The organism is Cupriavidus sp. FW305-27, from assembly GCF_058787995.1.
The window spans coordinates 20,030-39,455 of record NZ_JBYTAG010000011.1; the positions used below are offsets into that span (position 1 = coordinate 20,030).

At 68.9% G+C, this 19,426-nt stretch carries 19 protein-coding genes; 8 read left to right on the forward strand and 11 right to left on the reverse strand.

All coding sequences use genetic code 11. The features are described 5' to 3' along the window. The first annotated feature begins 3 nt into the window (after positions 1-3). The 5 genes from pqqA to pqqE all read left to right on the forward strand — a co-directional run bounded on the left by pqqA (position 4) and on the right by pqqE (position 3,235). Complete coding sequence (gene pqqA / locus AC3WRI_RS07370; protein ID WP_010809778.1) at positions 4-78, forward strand: pyrroloquinoline quinone precursor peptide PqqA; 75 nt, start codon at positions 4-6, stop codon at positions 76-78. Between the two features lie 140 nt (positions 79-218). Then, positions 219-1,136 (forward strand): pyrroloquinoline quinone biosynthesis protein PqqB, encoded by a 918-nt coding sequence (gene pqqB / locus AC3WRI_RS07375; protein ID WP_011616980.1) that lies wholly within the window; start codon positions 219-221, stop codon positions 1,134-1,136. After that, entirely contained in the window at positions 1,133-1,843 is a 711-nt protein-coding gene (gene pqqC, locus AC3WRI_RS07380; protein WP_010809776.1) for a pyrroloquinoline-quinone synthase PqqC, read from the forward strand. The genes pqqB and pqqC overlap by 4 nt, the downstream gene beginning before the upstream one ends. Next, positions 1,840-2,112 (forward strand): pyrroloquinoline quinone biosynthesis peptide chaperone PqqD, encoded by a 273-nt coding sequence (gene pqqD, locus AC3WRI_RS07385; RefSeq protein WP_010809775.1) that lies wholly within the window; start codon positions 1,840-1,842, stop codon positions 2,110-2,112. Before pqqC ends, pqqD begins: the two co-directional genes overlap by 4 nt. Beyond that, on the forward strand, positions 2,084-3,235 hold the full coding sequence (gene pqqE, locus AC3WRI_RS07390; RefSeq protein WP_010809774.1) for a pyrroloquinoline quinone biosynthesis protein PqqE: 1,152 nt from the start codon (positions 2,084-2,086) through the stop codon (positions 3,233-3,235). Before pqqD ends, pqqE begins: the two co-directional genes overlap by 29 nt. A gap of 80 nt (positions 3,236-3,315) precedes the next feature. Here the strand turns inward: pqqE and AC3WRI_RS07395 are convergent, their stop codons facing one another. The 9 genes from AC3WRI_RS07395 to AC3WRI_RS07435 all read right to left on the reverse strand — a co-directional run bounded on the left by AC3WRI_RS07395 (position 3,316) and on the right by AC3WRI_RS07435 (position 12,259). Then, positions 3,316-3,639 carry a c-type cytochrome gene (locus tag AC3WRI_RS07395; protein ID WP_010809773.1) on the reverse strand — a complete coding sequence of 108 codons (324 nt, stop codon included), beginning with the start codon at positions 3,637-3,639 and terminating at the stop codon, positions 3,316-3,318. A 96-nt stretch (positions 3,640-3,735) separates the two neighbouring features. Next, the gene (locus AC3WRI_RS07400; RefSeq protein WP_010809772.1) at positions 3,736-5,478 is read right to left on the reverse strand and encodes a PQQ-dependent methanol/ethanol family dehydrogenase; all 1,743 of its coding nucleotides are present in this window, start codon (positions 5,476-5,478) and stop codon (positions 3,736-3,738) included. 201 nt (positions 5,479-5,679) lie between these two features. Beyond that, the gene (locus AC3WRI_RS07405) at positions 5,680-6,651 is read right to left on the reverse strand and encodes a quinoprotein relay system zinc metallohydrolase 1 (RefSeq protein ID WP_492292945.1); all 972 of its coding nucleotides are present in this window, start codon (positions 6,649-6,651) and stop codon (positions 5,680-5,682) included. Continuing rightward, the gene (locus AC3WRI_RS07410) at positions 6,648-7,427 is read right to left on the reverse strand and encodes a quinoprotein dehydrogenase-associated SoxYZ-like carrier (RefSeq protein ID WP_234788133.1); all 780 of its coding nucleotides are present in this window, start codon (positions 7,425-7,427) and stop codon (positions 6,648-6,650) included. Before AC3WRI_RS07410 ends, AC3WRI_RS07405 begins: the two co-directional genes overlap by 4 nt. A 17-nt stretch (positions 7,428-7,444) precedes the next feature. Beyond that, positions 7,445-8,257: an ABC transporter permease gene (locus AC3WRI_RS07415; protein ID WP_010809769.1), complete on the reverse strand. Its 813-nt coding sequence runs from the start codon at positions 8,255-8,257 to the stop codon at positions 7,445-7,447. A gap of 7 nt (positions 8,258-8,264) precedes the next feature. Next, positions 8,265-9,470, reverse strand: a complete 1,206-nt coding sequence (locus AC3WRI_RS07420; RefSeq protein WP_010809768.1) for a type 1 periplasmic-binding domain-containing protein — start codon at positions 9,468-9,470, stop codon at positions 8,265-8,267. Beyond that, positions 9,463-10,491: a PQQ-dependent catabolism-associated beta-propeller protein gene (locus tag AC3WRI_RS07425; RefSeq protein WP_010809767.1), complete on the reverse strand. Its 1,029-nt coding sequence runs from the start codon at positions 10,489-10,491 to the stop codon at positions 9,463-9,465. The genes AC3WRI_RS07420 and AC3WRI_RS07425 overlap by 8 nt, the downstream gene beginning before the upstream one ends. Beyond that, the gene (locus tag AC3WRI_RS07430; RefSeq protein WP_439669915.1) at positions 10,488-11,264 is read right to left on the reverse strand and encodes an ABC transporter ATP-binding protein; all 777 of its coding nucleotides are present in this window, start codon (positions 11,262-11,264) and stop codon (positions 10,488-10,490) included. Before AC3WRI_RS07430 ends, AC3WRI_RS07425 begins: the two co-directional genes overlap by 4 nt. Beyond that, positions 11,264-12,259, reverse strand: coding sequence for a tripartite tricarboxylate transporter substrate binding protein (locus tag AC3WRI_RS07435; protein WP_492292947.1), 996 nt, complete (start codon positions 12,257-12,259; stop codon positions 11,264-11,266). The genes AC3WRI_RS07430 and AC3WRI_RS07435 overlap by 1 nt, the downstream gene beginning before the upstream one ends. Positions 12,260-12,635: 376 nt before the next feature. Here AC3WRI_RS07435 and AC3WRI_RS07440 point away from each other — a divergent pair, with 376 nt between their 5' ends. The 3 genes from AC3WRI_RS07440 (at position 12,636) to AC3WRI_RS07450 (ending at position 17,295) form a co-directional block, all read left to right on the forward strand. Further along, on the forward strand, positions 12,636-15,077 hold the full coding sequence (locus tag AC3WRI_RS07440) for a TonB-dependent receptor (protein ID WP_492292948.1): 2,442 nt from the start codon (positions 12,636-12,638) through the stop codon (positions 15,075-15,077). Positions 15,078-15,303: 226 nt separating this feature from the next. After that, positions 15,304-16,848 carry a methyl-accepting chemotaxis protein gene (locus AC3WRI_RS07445; RefSeq protein WP_011616969.1) on the forward strand — a complete coding sequence of 515 codons (1,545 nt, stop codon included), beginning with the start codon at positions 15,304-15,306 and terminating at the stop codon, positions 16,846-16,848. 114 nt (positions 16,849-16,962) lie between these two features. After that, positions 16,963-17,295 carry a hypothetical protein gene (locus AC3WRI_RS07450; RefSeq protein WP_011616968.1) on the forward strand — a complete coding sequence of 111 codons (333 nt, stop codon included), beginning with the start codon at positions 16,963-16,965 and terminating at the stop codon, positions 17,293-17,295. Between the two features lie 37 nt (positions 17,296-17,332). On the opposite strand, the gene AC3WRI_RS07455 is transcribed toward AC3WRI_RS07450, so the two are convergent. Continuing rightward, on the reverse strand, positions 17,333-18,145 hold the full coding sequence (locus AC3WRI_RS07455; protein WP_010809762.1) for a GntR family transcriptional regulator: 813 nt from the start codon (positions 18,143-18,145) through the stop codon (positions 17,333-17,335). 140 nt (positions 18,146-18,285) lie between these two features. Beyond that, positions 18,286-19,311 carry an AraC family transcriptional regulator gene (locus tag AC3WRI_RS07460; RefSeq protein WP_011616967.1) on the reverse strand — a complete coding sequence of 342 codons (1,026 nt, stop codon included), beginning with the start codon at positions 19,309-19,311 and terminating at the stop codon, positions 18,286-18,288. Between the last annotated feature and the right edge of the window lie 115 nt (positions 19,312-19,426).

A 19,426-nucleotide genomic window follows, 5' to 3' on the forward strand; every position in this document is an offset into this window, starting at 1 on the left:
GACATGCGCTGGACCACCCCCGCCTACACCGAGCTGCGGCTTGGCTTTGAAATCACGATGTACATCGCCAACCGCTGAGGGTGCCGCGGTGCCGCGGCGCCTGCGACCGGCGCTGCGCCGACAGGCAAGCCGCGGACCGCAAGCACAACCAACGCAGGCAGACGCCAGGCCTGGCGCCTGCCCCGTGAAGCCATGACCCAACACCAAGCGCTCACGCCATGACAAGCATCCGGGTACTGGGGTCGGCCGCCGGCGGCGGCTTTCCGCAGTGGAACTGCAACTGCCACAACTGCGACGGCGTGCGCCGCGGCACGGTGCGCGCCACGCCGCGCACGCAATCCTCGATCGCGCTGACGGGCGACGGGCCTGATGCCATCCTGGTCAATGCCTCGCCCGATATCCTGCAGCAGCTGCGCCAGGCACCCGCGCTGCAGCCCGCGCGCGCGCCGCGCGACACCGCCATCGCCGCGGTCGTGCTGATGGATGCGCAGATCGACCACGTCACCGGCCTGCTGATGCTGCGCGAACACCGCGAGGCGCTGCCGCTCTATGCCACCGCCGCCGTGCTGGACGACCTGGGCGCCGCCTTCCCGCTGACGCGCATCCTGTCGCACTACTGCGGACTGCGGACGCATGCCCTGCCCTGCGACGGCACCGCGTTTTCAGTCCCGCCGCTGGACGGCCTGACACTGACGGCGATACCGCTGGAGAGCAAGGCCCCGCCCTACTCGCCCAACCGCCACGCGCCGCGCGCGGGCGACAACATCGGCCTGCGCATCGAAGACCGCCGCAGCGGCCGCAGCGCCTTCTATGCGCCCGGCCTGGGCCGCATCGACGACCACGTCTTTGCCGAGCTGCACAGCGCCGACATCGTGCTGGTCGACGGCACCTTCTGGCGCGACGACGAGATGCAGGCGCCTGGCTTCTCGGGCAAGAGCGCCGCCGACATGGGCCACCTGGCCCTGTCGGGACCCGGCGGCATGATCGAGGTCCTGGAGCGGCTGCCCGCCAGCCGCAAGATTCTTATCCATATCAACAATACCAACCCGGTGCTGGTGGAAGACTCGCCCGAGCGCGCAGAGCTGGCGCGGCATGGCATCGAGGTGGCGTACGACGGCATGGAAATCGCCCTATGACAACTGCCATCCTCCCCATCCCCCCCATCGCCTGGACCGAGGCCGAGTTCGAGGCCCGCCTGCGCGCCAGGGAAAGCGGCTACCACATCCACCATCCTTTCAACCAGCGCATGGCGGCAGGCCAGTGTTCGCCCGCGCAGATCCGCGCATGGGTGACCAACCGCTTCTACTATCAGGACAACATCCCGCTGAAGGACGCCGCCATCCTGTCCAATTGCCCCGAGCGCGACACCCGCCGCGAGTGGGTGGTGCGCATCCTTGACCACGACGGCACCGACACCCAGCCCGGCGGCATCGAGGCCTGGCTGCGCCTGGGCCAGGCGGTGGGCCTGGAGCGCGAAGCACTGCTGAGCCACCGGCACGTGCTGCCCGGGGTGCGCTTTGCCGTCGATGCCTACGTCAACTTTGCGCGCCGCGCACCGTGGCAGGAAGCCGTGTGCTCGTCGCTGACGGAGATGTTCGCGCCCGCAATCCACAAGGAACGCCTGGCCGGCTGGCCCACGCATTACCCGTGGATCGAGGCCGCCGGGCTGGACTACTTCCGCTCTCGCATTCCGCTCGCGCAGCGCGACGTGGACCATGGCCTGCGCGTGACGCTGGGCCATTTCCGCAGCGCGGCGCAACAGCAGCGCGCCCTCGACATCCTGCAGTTCAAGCTCGACGTGCTCTGGTCGATGCTCGACGCCATCCAGCAAGCCAACCCATGACAGCCAGCACGCAAGACCTCGCCAGACCGACCCTGCACCGGACCTTTCGCCTGCAATGGGAAGCCTCCCAGCAAAGCTGGGTGCTGCTGTACCCGGAAGGCATGGTCACCCTCAACGACAGCGCCGCCGCGATCCTGCAGCGCTGCGACGGCAGCCACACGCTGGACATGCTGATCGACGACCTGCAGGCCGCGTTTGGCGTGCAGGGAATCGCCCCGGAGGTACATGCCTTTGTCAAACATGCGATCGAACGCGGCTGGCTGGTCTGAGGCCGCGCCCGGCCCGCCGCTGTGGCTGCTGGCCGAGCTGACCTACCGCTGCCCGCTGCATTGCGCCTTCTGCTCCAACCCGGTGGACTATGCCCGGCATACGGCCGAGCTGAGCACCGTGCAATGGTGCGACGTGTTCAGCCAGGCGCGGGCGCTGGGCGCGGTGCAACTCGGGCTGTCCGGCGGCGAACCACTGCTGCGCAAGGACCTTGAAGTACTGGTCAGGCATGCGCATGGCCTGGGCTTCTACACCAACCTCATCACCTCGGGCGTGGGCCTGACCGACGCCCGCCTTGCCGCCCTGCGCGACGCCGGCCTGGACCATATCCAGCTGTCGTTCCAGGACTCCACCCGCGAGCTCAACGACTTCCTGTCCAGCACCCGCACCTTCGACCTGAAGCAGCGCGTGGCGCGCATGATCAAGGCGCACGGCTATCCGATGGTGATGAACTGCGTGCTGCACCGGCATAACCTGCCGCATGTCGGCACCATCATCGAGATGGCCCTGCAGATGGGCGCCGAATACCTGGAACTGGCCAACACGCAGTACTACGGCTGGGCCTGGGAGAACCGGCTGGCGCTGCTGCCCACCCATGAGCAGCTGCGCGAGGCCGAGGCCGTGGTCCGGCAGTACCGCGCGCGCATCGGCAGGCAATGCCAGATCCTGTTCGTCGTGCCTGATTACTTCGAGGCGCGGCCCAAGAAGTGCATGAACGGCTGGGGCACCACCTTCCTTGGCGTGGCGCCGGACGGCACCGCGCTGCCCTGCCACGCGGCGCGCATGCTGCCGGGCCTGGCGCTGCCCAATGTCGCCACGCAGGGGCTGCGCGAGATCTGGACCGAAAGCGATGCCTTCCGCCGTTTCCGCGGCACGCAGTGGATGCAGGAACCCTGCCGTTCCTGCGACCAGCGCGAGCAGGACTACGGCGGCTGCCGCTGCCAGGCGTTCCTGGTCACCGGCGACGCCACCGCCACGGACCCGGTGTGCGAGCGCTCCGGCGCGCACGACAAGGTCAGCGAGATCGTGCTGCAGGGCCGGCTGGCCGTGGCGCAGGCACGCGAGCAAGCGATGGTATTTCGCAGCGATGGCAACTCGCTGCGGCTGAGCAGCGGCCAGCGCTAAGAAAGGAAAAACCCCGGCATGGCAGGCGCCAGCCGGGGTTCCTTGCCGGCATGCCGGCATCGTCAAGACAGTCGCCGGCCTCAGCTGGCACTCAACACCCACTCCGCCAGTTTCTTCGCATCGTCCTCAGCAAGGCTGCCATGCGGCGGCATCGGAATCCGCCCCCACGCGCCCTTGCCGCCTTCGCGGATCTTCTTTGCCAGCCGCTCCGCCGCCTGGCTGTCGCCCTTGTACTTGGCAGCCACCTCGGCAAACCCCGGGCCCACCAGCTTTGACTGCATGCCATGGCAGGAAAAGCAGCCGCTCTTGTCGGCCAGGGCCTGCATGTCGGCGGCCGTGCCGGCCAGCGCCGCGCCCGGCAGCAGCGCCGAAGCCACCGCCAGCGCCATCCATTCCTTCTTCATACCTGAGTCCCGTTTCATCCTGTTGCACCCGCGCCCGGCGCCCGCATCGCACCCATGATGCGATGCGGGCGCCTGGCAGTGTCATCTCCCGCCAGCTCAGCTCTTGTGCAGCTTGAACACCCACACCGAGCCGCCCTGCTCCAGGAAGTTCACGCGCTTGGCCACCTCGCCGCCCCACAGCGGCACCGCGCCGCCCCAGCCGGACACCACCGCCACGTACTGCTCGCCGTTCTCTTCCCAGGTGACCGGGGGCGCCACCACGCCGCTGCCGGTCTGGAACTGCCACAGCTCCTTGCCGGTCCTGGCGTCGGCCGCCTTCAGGTAGCCTTCCGGCGTGCCCCAGAACACCAGCCCGCCGGCGGTGGTCATCACCCCGCCCCACAGCGGCGCGCTGTTCTTGACCTCCCACATGATCTTGCCGCTCTTGGGGTTGATGGCCCGCAGCGTGCCGATATAGTCCTCGTTCAGCGGACGGATGGTGAAACCCGCGCCCAGGAAGGCAGCGCCCTTCTTGTAGCTGATGGGCTCGTTCCAGATATCCATGCCCCACTCGTTGGCGGGCACGTAGAACAGGCCGGTCTGCGGGCTGTAGGCCATCGGCTGCTGGTTCTTGCCGCCAAGGAAGCCCGGCGCGGCAAACACGGACTTGCCCTTCTTCTCGTCGCTGCCGGCGGCGGGGTCGCCGGGGCGGCCTTCGGCGATGTAGTTGGGGCGGCCGCTCTTCAGGTCGATGCCGGTGGCCCAGGTGATCTTCCTGACGAAGGGGAAGGCGTTGACCAGCTTGCCGCTGGCCGCGTCGTTGACGTAGAAGAAGCCATTGCGGTCGGCCTTGCCGCCCATGCGCTTGCCGTCCAGGTCGAAGGTCACGAACTCATTGACGCCATCGAAATCCCAGCCGTCGTTCGGGGTGTTCTGGTAGTGCCAGGCGATCTTGCCGGTGGCGGGATCCAGCGCCACCGTCGAGGCCGAGTAGAGGTTGTCGCCCTTGCGGATATGGCTGTTCCACGGCCCCGGATTGCCGGTGCCGAAGTACACCAGCCCGGTGGCCGGATCGTAGGTGCCGCCCAGCCAGGTGGCGGCGCCGCCGGTCTTCCAGGTCTCGCCCGGCCAGCTTGCGTTGGCGGTGCCGGTCACGCCGTTCTCGGTCTTGTTGCCGTCCTTGTCGTACTTGTAGCCCATATGGCCTTCGACCACCGGCCGCGACCACACCAGCTGCCCGGTCTTGGCATCGCGTGCGTCGACCCGGCCCACCACGCCGAACTCGCCGCCCGAGATGCCGGTCAGCACCATGCCCTTGACGATCATGGGCGCCGCCGTGTACGAATAGCCGGCGGCGTAGTCCTCCAGCTTCTCCTTCCACACCACCTTGCCGGTCTTCTGGTCCAGCGCCACCAGCTGCGCATCGAGCGTGCCGAAGATCACCAGGTTGTCGTAGAGTGCCGCACCGCGGTTCACCACGTCGCAGCACGGCATGATGCCTTCGGGCAGCCGGTGCTCATACTTCCAGAGCTTGCGCCCGGTCTTCAGGTCCAGCGCATAGATGCGCGAATACGAGGCCGTCACGAACATCTTGCCGTCATGGATCAGCGGCTGCGATTCCTGCCCGCGCTGCTTCTCGCCGCCAAACGAGAACGACCACGCCGGCACCAGCTGCCCGACGTTCTTCGTATTGATGCGCGACAGCGTGGAATAGCGCTGGCCTTGCGGGCCCATGCCCCACGACAACACATCGCCGGGGCTCTTTGCGTCGTTCTCGATCATGGCATCGGTCACAGCCGCCTGCGCGGCCAGACTGGCCGCGGCAGCCGCAACCGCCATCACTACTCGTAACGTCCTCATTGCCATCTCCTCTCTTGTTTTGGGTTTCCCAGGTGCGCCACTGCGCCACCCACCAGACACGCCTTTGGCAATTCCCATGCCAGTCGCATCCCCGCACCAGCACGCCGGTTGCGGCCCGGTTGCGTGATGACGGCCGTGCCAGCGCGCAACACTGCGTTGCAGTTGCTCCAGAACTGAACAGCCCGCCTCGGCTGGCCAGCGTCAGTGGCCAAGCGCGGCTTCCTCACGCGCCGGGTAGAGATGGCCGACGTTGCGCAGGTACTCCGCGGGCATCGCGGCCCAGTGCGCGTAGGGCTGCGGCACCGGCATCGCCATGACCTCGGCCAGGTCCCGCCCCTGCGCCGCGGCCTCGCGCAGGCGCGTGTCCAGCCATTGCAGGTAGCCGCGCGTCTGCGCGATGGCCTCAGCGCCGCCGCCGGCCGCAGGCACTGGCCCGTGGCTGGGGACCAGCACGCGCGCCCCGCTGTCGGCCAGCAGCGCCTGCAGCCGGCCCAGGCTGGCCAGCCAGCGGCCGATATCCGCGTGCGGCGTGGTCGGAATGCGTTGCCGGAACACCAGCCCGCCGGCAAAGACCACGCCCGCGCTGTGGTCCAGCACCACCAGGTCGTCGCCGGTATGGCCGTCCAGGCGCACCATCTCCAGCGTATGGCGCCCGATCGTGAGCCGGCCCGGCGCCAGCGCGTGCGCAGCCGGCACGGGCTCGGTGCCGCGCATCCAGTCGCCGCACAGGCGGTAGAGGTTGTCGGCATAAGCGGCGCCCTCGCGCCGCGCCCCGTCGATGGTGCCGGCCAGGGCGCTGCCGCCCACATCGGCATAGGCCTGGTTGCCGAAGAAATAGTCGGGATGCAGGTTCAGGTTCAGCACCAGCCGCACCGGGGCGGCCGTGACCGATGCAATCGCCTTGCGCTGCTGCTCGCCATACAGCCGCGACGGGCCGGTGTTGATGACCACCACCCCGTCGCCGGTGTCGATAAACGCCGTATTGATGATGTTGCAGCCGTTGCCGGCCGCGAAGTCGGCATTGGAGCCTTCCAGCAGCCACACGCCCGCGGCGATCTCGCGCGGGGCCAGGCGGTAGTCAGGAGGCTGCAGCGCGGCCTGCTGGGCGAGTGCCGGCGGCACGGGCTGGCCCGCCAGGCATAGCAGCAACCACAGTAGCAATCGTCGCTTCATGGCGATACCCGCGCCGCGATGCGGTTGCCGTTGTTGTCGTGGCCGGCCACCGTCATGCCCGGCGGCACGGCATCGCGCAGGTCGAAGGAGAAAATCGGGTTCTCGGCAACCGGCTCATGCAGCGTCAGTCGCAGCAGCGGCTGCCGGGCCGCGTCGGCCAGGACCAGGGTCTCGATATGGAACGCCGGGATGCCCGCCGCCAGGCCGGTATCCATCGGATGCATCACGCGCAGCCGCACGCGTGCCGCGGCCCCGCCGAAGCCCGGGAACACGCGCGCGTCCACGCGGTTGAGCGTGCGGCTCCAGCTGCCGTCGCGGCGCGTGGCGCCGGGCACCGTGCAGCCCCCGCCGCCGGCATCGACCAGCACGCTGCCGACATGCCAGGTGCCATCGCGCGTGCGCGCCGCCACCCGCACCGGCGATGCCTGTTCCAGCTTGAAGCGGAACGACAGCGACGGGCGCACCCGCAGCGGTTCGAACGCCAGCACCTCGCGGATCGGGTTGCGGTCCACCGCCACCACGATGCGATCCACTTCGCCCAGCGCCGAGGCATCGAAGGCGATCGGCACGCGCATGGGGTCTTCCGCAAACGCCGGCCCGGTCACCCTGACGCGGCTGTCGAACACCACCGGGCCAGACTGCAGCAGCTCCTTGTGGATCCAGGCCCATTGCGGCGACTGCAGCGGATCGCTGTGCGCGATGACGGCGCCCGCTGCCCCGGCAGCCGCTACCGCCGCACTGGCCAGGCCCAGTGCGGCCGCCATCAGCAGGAGCATGCCCCACGTCCGCCGCCTCATGCCTGCTGCCCCCGGCGCGCCATGCCGCGCTGCGGGTCGTAGCCCTGCAGCGCCAGCGCGAAGAACACCACCGCGCTGCCCGCCACCACCGCCAGGCTCAGCGGCGCCACCTGCCCGTACAGCGCAAAGCGGATCGCCTCGACCGCGTGGGTGAAGGGATTGAAGCGGGCCAGCTGGTACACCAGCTCCGCGCCCGACTCCTGCAGCTTCCACAGTGGATACAGCGCCGAGCTGATGAAGAACATCGGGAAGATCACGAAGTTCATGGTGCCGGCAAAGTTCTCGAGCTGGCGCACATGGACCGACAGCAGCAGGCCCAGCGCACCCAGCATCAGCGCGGCCAGCGCCATGGCGCCCGTCGCCGCCAGCAGGTGCAGGGACTCGAAGCGGATGCCGAAGGCCATCGCCACCAGCAGGAACGCGGCCATCTGCAGCAGCGACAGCACCGTACCCGCCGCAAGCTTGCAAGCCAGCAGCCAGCCCCGCGGCAGCGGCGCGGTCAGCAGCAGCCGCATCACGCCCATCTCGCGGTCGTACACCATGGCCAGCGACGACTGCATGCCGTTGAACAGCGCGATCATGCCCAGCAGTCCGGGCGCCACGTAGACCTTGTATTCGATGTAGGTGTCGTAGGGCGGCGCAATGGCGACGCCCAGCGCGTTCTGGAAGCCCGCGGCAAACACCAGCAGCCACAGCAGCGGGCGCACCAGCGACGACAGCAGGCGCCCGGGCTGGCGCAGGTACTTGCGCAGCTCGCGCCCGCAAACCGCGCGCAGCGCGCGCCAGCGATGGATCAGGATGGAGGCCATGGGTGCGCTACGCGGATGGGGCCCGGCATGCCGTGTCGGCTTCATCGGCGCCCAGGGTGTCGAGGTTGTTCTTCGGATGCAACACGCCTTCCACCGGGGCCATGCCGGCCACGCCGTCGGGGTGGGCCAGCAACACCGGCTGGCGCAGCTGGCGGTCCCAGCGGCGGAACGACAGCGGCGGCCCCTTGAAGCCGTCCACCACCACCTGCCCGGCGGCAAGCGCCTGCGCCTGTCCGGCAAACCCGGCCCCGGGCAGGCGCGCCACGCTCTCGGCAATGGCCTTGACCGCCACCCAGGCAGCCCAGTCGTAGCCGGTCATCGGACGGCCCGCCGCGCGCATGAAGCGCCGGTTGAGCTGCGGCCCGCCATTGCGCTCCCAGGCCCAGTGCCACGCCTGCGCGCCCAGCCCGCCGGCGCCCACCACCGGGCGCGGCAGCAGCGTGGCGTAGGGCACGCCGCGGGCGAACTCGCCGTCGGCATCGGCCACCACCACCACGTCATAGTCCACGCCGCCGGTCAGCAGGCCGAGGTTGGCCTGGTCGCGCTCACGCGGGTCGTTGGACAGCCGGAAGGCGCGCTGCGCCGACCAGGCAATGCCAAAGCGCCGCGCCGACGCCACCAGCGCGTCGCGCTGCGCCGCATCGGCCGCGGACGGGCCGCTCAGCAGCAGGGCGCGGCGCCATTTGCGCAGTGCCAGGTACTGCATCAGCGCATCCGCGCGCATGCGCAGGCTGGGCAGCGTGTGCAGCAGCACCGGCGCGCAGCCGGCGCCGCGCAACGCGTCGTCGTCGGCCGACACGTTGAACAACAAGGCCTCGCCCGGCTTGACCGCGCCCGTGGCCGCCCTGACCGATGCCGGCGGCAGGTCCAGCAGGATATAGCGCGTGCCCTGCCGCGCCAGCGCCGCGACCAGCGGGGCCACCTCGGCTTCAGTGCGGGCTTCCTGTGCTTCCAGCCTGAGCGACTGGCCCGCGGCCCCGAGCGCCACGCGCGCTTCGGCGGCCGCCACCTGGGCGCCGTCGAGCGCACGGCCCTGCGGCTGGCCGGGATAGCGCTGCGCCAGGCGCCGGGGCGCATAGCGCGCGTCGTCGGCCTGCGACACGACCGCCACGCGCACCTCGGCAGCGTGCACCGCGGCAGGCAGCCACGCCAGCGCCACGGCGCCCAGCCCGGCACGCCACCACTGCCACCACGCACGCGAGCGCTCAGTCATCGATCGCCACCGAATGCGGCACCCGGCCCGCCTTGAGCGTGGCCACCGCCTTGCGGCTGGCGGTGTCCACCACGCTGACATCGTCGGACAGGCCGTTGGCGACATACAGCCGCGCGTTGTCGCGGCTCAGCGCCAGCCCCCATGCGCGGCGGCCGACCAGCACATAGTCCTGCACCCGGCGCGACGCCACCTCGACCACCGCGACATGGTTGGCGCGGCCGAGCCCGATATAGGCGCGCGTGCCGTCGCCGCTGGCCGCCATGCCCACCGGGGTCACGTCCTCGGCGCGAAAGCCCCGCGGCGCGAAGGCGATGGTCTGGGCCACCTCGAAGGTATCGGTACGGATCACGCTGACGCTGGCCGAGAGCTCGTTGGATACCCACAGCTCCTTGCCGTCGCGCACCAGCAGCAGCCGCCGCGGCCGGTTGCCGACCTGGATATTGCGGATCACCTTGCGCGAGGCCACGTCGATGACATGGACCAGGTTGGCCACCTCCGAGGTCACGTACACATGCCTGCCGTCGGCGCTGACCTTGACGCCCTCCGGCTCCTCGCCCACCCTGACCGCGAACACGCGCTTGCCCGACGCCGTGTCGTAGGCCGACAGCAGCCCGTCCTCTTCATTCGAGACATAGAGCGTGCGGCCGTCCTGGCTGAGATCGAACAACTCCGGATCATCCCCCACCGGCAGCGATGCCACGGTCTTGCGGCTGGCCACGTCGACCACATCCACCCGGTTGTCGTCGCTGCAGGCCACGTACAGGCGCGTCCGGTCGGGCGACAGTTGCAGGTGGCGCGGGCGCTTGCACTGCCGCCATACCGCGACCAGCTGCCGGCTGCGGGCATCGAAGACGGCGAGGGCATCGTCCTTCTCGCTCGAGACAAAGACCTGGTTGCCAGCCTGGCCGGCGGGTCGCGCGGCCCCGCCCTGCGCGCCTTCGGCCAGGCCGGCGGCAACCAGCAGCGTCGTGACCAGCAGCAAGGCGCCGGCAAACCAGCGGGGAGATGGCATCTTGTTCATGCGGGTACGCGCCTCGCGGCCGGGTCAGTGACAGGGGCCCGCGGCGTCATGGCCAGGAAAGCGCCCTCCAGGGTGTCGCACGCAGCGGCGCCGCGCAGTGCGGCCGGGGTGCCGTCGAAACGCACGGTGCCGCGGTCCAGCACGATCACGCGGTCGGCGTGCTCCACCTCCTGCACCAGGTGGGTGGCCCACAGCACGCCGGCCTGCGCCCGCGCCGTCAGGCGCCGCGCATCGGCCACCAGTTGCGCGCGCGAGGCCGGGTCCAGCCCCACCGTCGGCTCGTCCAGCAGCAGCATGGCCGGTTCATGCAGCAGCGCGCGCGCCAGTTCCACCTTGCGCCGGTTGCCGCCCGAAAGCTCGCGCACCGGTGCGCGCGCACGCGCCGCCAGTCCGAAGTCATCGAGCAGCCGGGCGATGCGCAGCGCCGCCACGCCGCGCGGCAGCCCGTGCAGGTCCGCGTGAAAGCGCAGGTTGGCCAGCACCGGCAGGTCCAGGTCGATGGCCGGCTGCTGGAACACGATGCCCAGCCGCGCCAGCGCGCGCACCGGATCGCGCCGCATGTCGCTGCCCATGACCGTGACCTGCCCGGTATCGGCCACGAACAGGCCGCTGAGGATCTGGAACAGCGTCGTCTTGCCCGCCCCGTTGGGGCCGAGCAGTGCCACGAACTCGCCGCGCCGCACGCTGAGCGAGACCCCATCCAGGGCCACGCGGCTGCCAAAGGCCTTGCGCACGGCGTCGCAGCACAGCGCCGGCGGCGCTTGCATGGCCATCACAGCTGCCCCCTGGGCCGCGCGGTGCCCACGCGCTCGGCAAAGCTCCGCTCGGTCTCCCACGCATGGCGCAGGAAGTCATCGTATTGCGCGGTATTCAGGTAGGTCAGCTCCTGGTCGTACCTGGCCAGTTCCGCAAGGTGGCGCGGCTGCTGCATCGCGGCACGGAATGCGTCATGCAGGCGGCGGACGATTGCCGGATCGGTGCCGCGCGGCACGCCGATGCCGTAGGGCGAGTGATGAACCGCATCGGCAAAGCCCAGCTCGCTTACCGTCGGCACCTCGGGCCAGCGCGGTGAGCGCTGCGCGCTGAACACGGCCAGCAAGCGCAGCTTGCCGGTCTCGACGAAAGGCGCGAAGCCGGTGGAATTGACCCCCGCCATCAGCGAACCGTTGGCCACCGCCAGCATCTGGTCAGCGGTGCCGTGATACGGCACGTGGATATAGCGCACGCCGCTGCGCCCGAGCACGTCCTCCATCGCCAGATGGGCGGTGGTGCCGATGCCGGTGGAGCCCACGGTCAGCTCGCCCGGATGCGCGCGGCCCCAGGCGACCACGTCGCGCAGCGAGCGTAACGGGCTGTCTGCGGGCACCACGATGCCGAAGGTATAGCCCGAGATCATCAGCACCGGCTGGATGTCGCGCAGCGGCTGCCAGGCGGTCTTCTGCTGATGCGGGAAGCGATATACCGTCAGCGGCAGCTGGCCGATGGTGTAGCCGTCCGGCCGCGCCGCGGCAAGCAAGCCTCCCACCAGCGTGCCGCCGGCGCCCGGCCGGTTCTCCACCACGACCGGCTGCCCCAGCTCGCGCCCGGCCAGCTCCGCCAGGATGCGCATGGAGATATCGGTGGCGCCGCCCGCTGGCCATGGCACCACCAGCGTGATCGGCCGCGACGGATACCCGTGCGCGCCCTCGGCCAGCGCTGCGCCCGCATGGACCAGGCCGAGGCACGGCAACAGCAGGCAGGCAAGGCAGCGACCAAGGCGGCGGAACATGGCTAAGCACCAGGCAGAGTGTTGATGCAGGTGAACAGAGCAAGGCCGATACCATGTGCAGCGCAGCATCAGGCCGCGCTCCATGCCAGCCGTTGCCTGGCCGCGCCGGACGCACTGCCGGACGCTGCAGCCAGGCCGTGCCTTGTGCGGTGCGCTGCGAACGACTGTCCCATGGTTGAGCACCGGCCCGCTGCTTGTGTCCGCAGCTGTCCTGTTTTGTGACAGGCATCGGCGCAAGGCGGGTTCGGCCAGCGCGTTCCCGGGCCGCTCACCGCGCAAGTGCCGGACTCCCGATGCACGGTACGAAACCTGCTCAGCTCCGGGCAGGCGCTACCCAATGCAGGTATCGCGCCGCTTATCCGGAGGAGACGGAACCATGCCAGCCAACCCGCGCCCCGCACCGCCAGGGCAGGCGCCGCGCGACACCGTGGCTTGCCGCCGCAGGACCAGCCGCGGCGCCGCCACCGCGATTGCCATGGCGGTCGCCCTGATGGCCCAGCGGCCCGCTGTTGCGCAGCACGACACCGCTGTCCCAAACCAGGACAGCGCCATGCTGCCGGAAGTCCTGGTGGTGGCCGCCGCGCCGCTGCCAGGCATCGGCGTCGACAGCGACCTGGTGCCCTACACCGTGCAGACCGTGCGCGGCGACGACCTGGATCGGTCGCGCGCCGGCAACCTGGCCGAGTACCTGTCCCGCAACCTGGCCGGCGTCAACGTCAACGACATCCAGGGCAGCCCGTTCCAGACCGACATCACCTACCGCGGCTTCCGTGCCTCATCCATTCCGGGCGTGCCGCAGGGACTGTCGGTCTACCTGGACGGCATCCGCGTCAACGAGCCCTTCGGCGACGTGGTCAGCTGGGACATGATCCCGGAAGCCGCGCTGGCGAGCGTGTCGCTGGTGTCCAGCGCCAACCCGGCCTACGGCCTCAATACCCTGGGCGGGGCGCTGGCCATGACCACTCGTTCCGGGCTGGACTCGCCCGGCTTCGCGGCCGACCTGTCCTACGGCAGCGGCGCCCGCAAGCGCGCCGACCTGTCCGGCGGCGTGCGCAGCGACAGCGGCTGGCACGCATTCGCGGCCGGCACCCTGTTTCAGGAGCATGGCTGGCGTGACCAGTCGGGCGGCCGGCTTGGCAACGTCTTCGCCAAGGCTGGCTATGCGGGCGACACTGACAGCTTGGACGTCTCCGTGCTGCACGGCCGCAGCACGCTGACCGGCAACGGGCTGGTGCCCAGCTTCCACGCCAGCGCCAATGGCACGCTGCCAGACCTCTACCAGGCCAACCGCCACGCCGTGTACACCTACCCCGACCAGACCCGCAACCAGGTGACCCAGGTCGTCGTCAACGGCCGCCACTGGTTCGACGACAAGACCAGCGCCGCCGCGCTGGCCTACGTGCGCACCAGCCGCCGCGACACCACCAACGGCGATGTCAACCCCGCCTACGAGGCCTATGCCGAAGACTGCGAGGACGGCTTTGCGCCCGACGGCAGCCCGCTCGGCGCCGACTGCGGCATGACCCGGGCCGAAGGCGCCGCGCTGCATCCCGCCGTGATCAACACCACCCATATGTGGCAGCAGACCGTCGGCATGGCGCTGAGCATGGCCAGGGAGACCGACCGCCACCTGCTCAACGCCGGCCTGACCCTGGACCGCAGCCGCCTGACCTATTCGCAGTACGCGCAGCCCGGCACCTTCACCGACTACCGCGGCGCCGTGGCCGACCCGGACGCCCCCAATGCCCTGTTCTCCGGCGTCGGCGGCAGCTCGCGCATGCTCGGCCTGTACCTGTCCGACACCTGGTCGCTGACCCCCAGCACCTTCCTGACCGCCTCGGCCAGGTGGAACCACGTCGAGGTAAGCAATACCCTGCGCAACAGCGACGGCAGCGAACAGCCGCGCGAAAGCTTTACCTACCGCCGCCTCAACCCCGCGCTGGGACTCTCGCAGAAGCTGGGCGGCGGCGTCACCGTGTTCGGGGGCTACGCGCAGAACAACCGCGTACCGACCGTGCTCGAACTCGGCTGCGCCGACCCGACGCGGCCCTGCCGCCTGCCGGCCGGCCTGCAGGCCGATCCCTACCTGAAGCAGGTGGTCTCACACTCCTATGAAGCAGGCGTGCGCTGGCACCGCGGCAAGGACACCGAAGTCACCGCGTCGCTCTACCGCGTCGACAATCACGACGACATCCTCTTCCTGCGCGCGCCGAACACCCAGCTCGGCTACTTCGCCAACTTCGACCGCACCCGCAACCAGGGTCTGGACCTCACCGCCCGCCAGCGCGTGGGCGATGTCACGCTGCGGCTTGCGTACAGCTATCTGCAGGCCACCTACCAGGCCGCCGGCCAGCTTGCCGCCGGCGAACGCACCATCGACATCCGGCCCGGCATGCGCATGGCGGGCCTGCCCCGCCATGCGCTCAAGCTGGGCCTCGACTGGCAGGCACTGGCCGGCCTGACGCTTGGCGCCGACCTGGTGGCGGTGTCAGGCACCGTCTCCAGCGGCAACGAAGACGGCCTGCGCAGCGACCCGCAGCCGGGCGCGCCGCCGAAGACCGCCGACTGGCATGTGCCCGGCTACGCCACCCTGAACCTGCGCGCGGCGTACAAGGTGAACAAGCGGTTTGAGATCTATGCACGCTTGGCCAATGTCTTTGACCGGCGCTACGAGACCTACGGACAGATCGCGAACGATGTGTTCCCCGGCGGTAGCCTGGTGCGCCCGCACGTGGCACCGGGGGATGCCGCCAGCGCGCTGTTCGTGGCACCGGGCGCGCCGCGCAGCTTCTGGCTGGGGGCGGTGTTCCGGATGTAGCAAGCCAGGCACGCCAGATCCACACCCACGCCCTGCGCCACGGTGTCGCCCTCACTCGTTTGAGTGTATTCAACCCCTCCCCTACGGAAGAGGGGATCAGCGCCAGGGAACTGCGGCCGACATGGCGGGGAGAAGGGGGCGCGGTCCGGCAGCCGTGGCGCGCCGGAATCCATGCAAAGCAAACAAGGCATGCGCCCCCTGCCCATCGAGAATGAGGAGGAATGCCGTGCGCGACAACCAGCCCGTCACCCAGCGCGAGTTTGATTTCCCGGACAACGCCACGCTGATGTCGACCACCGACACGCAGAGCTACATCACCTACGCCAACGCCGCGTTTGTCGAGGTCAGCGGATTCACGCGGGAAGAAATCCAGGGGCAGCCGCACAACCTGGTGCGCCATCCCGACATGCCCGCCGAAGCCTTTGCCGACATGTGGGCCACCCTCAAGGGCGGAGAGCCATGGACCGCGCTGGTCAAGAACCGCCGCAAGAACGGCGACCATTACTGGGTCCGCGCCAATGCCACGCCCGTGGTGCGCAACGGCCGGCCCGCCGGCTACATGTCGGTGCGCACCAAGGCAACACGCGAGGAGATAGCGGCAGCGGAAAAGCTGTATCGCGATTTCCGCGAGGGCCAGGCCGGCAGCCGGAAATTCCACAAGGGACTGATCGTGCGCACGGGCCTGATGGCCTTTACCTCGCTGTTCCAGACCATGCCGGTACGCTGGCGCGTGCGGCTGGCGCTGGCCGCCCTGCTCCCCGTCAGTATCATCGGCGCCTGGGGCATGGGCCTTTCCGGCATGGCACTACCAGGCTTTGCAGGGGTCATGGCGCTTGCCACGTTGCTGGCATCCTGGTGGCTGCAACGGCAGATCACCACCCCGCTGGAACAGGTCCTGCAGCAGGCGCTGCGCGTGGCGTCCGGCGAAAGCCAGAAGGCCGTGCACATGAACCGGGTCGACGAGATCGGCATGACGCTGCGCACGATCAGCCAGCTCGGCCTGATGTTCCGCTGGCTGATCGACGACGTCAGCGGCCAGGTCGTCAATGTCCAGACCGCCAGCAATGAAATCGCGCGCGGCAATATCGACCTGAGCGCGCGCACCGAACAGGCGGCGTCCAGCGTGCAGGAAACCTCCGCGTCGATGGCGCAGATGACCTCCACGGTGCAGAGCAACGCGGAGACCGCGGCGCAAGCCAACAAGCTGTCCGGCTCCGCCAGCGTCGCCGCGGAGCGCGGCGGGCAGGCGGTGTCGGAGGTCGTCAACACCATGAACGAGATCACCGAGAGCTCCAGGCGCATCGCCGATATCATCGGCGTGATCGATGGCATTGCCTTCCAGACCAATATCCTGGCGCTCAATGCGGCGGTGGAAGCCGCCCGCGCCGGCGAACAGGGCCGCGGCTTTGCCGTGGTGGCCGGCGAGGTGCGCAGCCTGGCGCAGCGCAGCGCCAATGCCGCCAAGGAAATCAAGGGACTGATCGATGTCAGCGTCCACAACGTCGCGTCCGGCGCCAAGCTGGTCGACGAAGCCGGCAAGGCCATGGACGACATCGTCTCGCAGGTCAAACGCGTATCCGACCTGATCGCCGAGATCAGCGCCGCCACCACCGAGCAAAGCAGCGGAATATCCCAGGTAGGGGGCGCGGTCAGCGACCTTGACAACATCACCCAGCAGAACGCCGCGCTGGTCGAGCAAAGCGCAGCTGCGGCCGAAAGCCTGAAGCAGCAGGCAACACGGCTGGTGGAGGCGGTCAGCGTGTTCCGCTAAGCGCGGCGAAGCGGGCCGGCATGCAGTGGACCTGTCGGCCCGCTATCGGGGCGCGCTACTATTCGCCTGACACGGCGCCTTTGCGTCGAGCGTCAGCCCTGCCCCCAACCCGTCATGACCCGCATTGTCCGCATCGCCCTCCACACCCTGGCATCCGCAAGCCTCATGTTCCTGAGCACCGCGCATGCCACCGACATCGACTGCGATCCGTCCGCCACCGCCGCCAACGCTACGCAGGCGCAGCGCCTGATCTGCGAATCCGCGCTGTTTTCCATGGGCTACCAGCGCATCTATGCCGACCAGCAGCGCCTGCTCAAGGCGCGGGCAATCACCGACGCCGACATTGCAGCATTCCGCAAGAAGCGGGACCGCTGCGATTCGGCATCGTGCCTGGACACGGTCTTCCGGGAGTGGAATGCATTCGCCAGCCGGGCGCGGGTCCCCTGACCGGAGAGCCTAAGCGGGCAGTCCCGCCCGCGCGGACTCAGAAAGCGCCGGCTGGCACAGCGTCGTTGCCGGCAGGGCCGGCCTTGCCTTTCCGGACGCCGGATGCCAGGGCACGGATGGCGGCTTCGCGGGAGTTTCCGATGCGCTTGTGCGCGGTCTCCAGGACCGCATCGATGTCCCGCCTGGTCACGGCGCGCTGCAGGGCACGCCAGGTCTTGAAGGAATTCTCCAGCGACCCGGGACGGGATGCGAGCCCCAGCCGCACATAGCGCAGGACCCGCAGCGAGATGGAATTCAGCAGCTCCCCGACCAGCCGGTTGCTCGACAGGTCTGCCATGGCCATGTTCGCCAGGAAGGTCACGCTGATATAGGCGTCCACCGATTCCTCGACAGCCTTGCCGAGCCGCGGCATGAATTGCTCGAATAACGCATCAAGCGCGTCCGCGCGTTCTTCCATCAACTGCCTGAGCAGAATCGCAAACAGTGCGTCCCGCACCACGTAGATATCCCGCAGGTCCTGGGCATTGGGCTCGGTGACAATGGCGCCGCGCCGCGCGCGGAACTCGACCAGCCGCTCCCGCTCCAGGATGCGCAAGGCCTCGCGCACAGGAGCGCGGCTGACCTCCAGGACCTCGCTGATGTCTTTCTCAAGCAGGCGTTGGCCTGCGTGGATCACGTCGATCGTAATCAGTCCCGCCAGCCGCACCGCAATCTGGTCGGCGACGGATGCCGACCAGTCGCGTCCATGCATAAGCGCCTGCTCGACCGCCAGCGTGACCGGATTCTGCGGTGTTTGCGGCGCAAGCAGCGACTGCAGTTCTGGCGTGTTGGTAGTCTTGAGTCTGCCCATGAGGGGTAAGTCCTTCCGATTATTGGGGAACCGGTCGGGTGTTGCCCTCGATCGGCGCTGCACCGCTCGCAGCGCCCAAGATCTTACCTTACGTGGCGTATCGGGCGGATGGCCGAGGGTGGCATCACGGTCGGTGCAGGCTAAGCAGTGGTCTTTCGGCGCACTGTGCCGCGCGTGGACCGGCTCTCCTTGGGGCTGCAACCAAATTGCGCGTGATACCAGCGCGAGAATCCGCTCGGCGCGGAAAACCCGAGCAGGGTCGCCACCTCGGTCAACGAACGATCGCTCTCGATGACATGACGCGCGGCAAGCTCCGTGCGGATGTCGTTGACGATCGACGAGAAGCTTTGTCCCTCTTCCGCCAGCCGGCGCTGGACCGTACGGCACACCACGCCCAGATGGTCCGCCACTTGCTCGATGCTGCAACGTCCGCTGGGCAACAGCAGCAGGACAATGCGCCGCACGTCTTCTAGCATGGTCGCGTGCTGCGACATGACAGACGCGTCGATCAGCTGCTGCGCGTAGCGCGCCATGGCCGGATCGGCAGACGGGTTGCGTGCATCGAGATCGGCCTTCGCGCAGATGATGCAGTTGAAGTCATAGTCGAACTCGACGCAAGGGCCAAAAAACCGTTGGTGCGTACCAAGGTCGCGCGGCGCCGGGTGCTCGAAGCATACGCGCCGCGGCTCCCAGTCGGGCTTGAGAAGCTGGCGTATCAGCCGCACCATTACCCCCAGCGCCAGTTCAACCCTTTGGCGCGTGGGCTGATGTGCGCTGCCAGCGATGACCGCCTCGCGAATAATGACCAGTTCGCCGCACTCCTCTACCGCCAGCGACAGCGCACCGTTGAGCAACGCCTGATAGCGCATCAGCATGCGAAGCGAGTCGCGCAGCGTCGCCTGGTCGCGGATCAGCAATCCTACGGCCCCAAGATTGGACAACAGGCGCGACTCGGCCATGCACAGTCCGAAACTCTCGTTGCCTGACATGGTTGCCGACGCCTGCAGCAGTCGTCCGACACGCTCAACCGGAATCATGAGGTCCGGCTCGCGCAGCACGCCCGGACTCAAACCCGCGTCAAGGAGCATCCGCACCGGGTCCAGTCCGGCGGCTCGGGCGACCTCGCTGTAGTTGGTGAGGGCCGCAGCGCGGACAAGTGACGACATTAGCGAGCAGAGTGGAACATTGACATGGAATGATAAATCCCGGTCATGTAGTGTCAAGCGGGAGAAACCCGCTGGATCCAGACTCGCAGGAATCGATCGGCCTGTTCGAAAAATC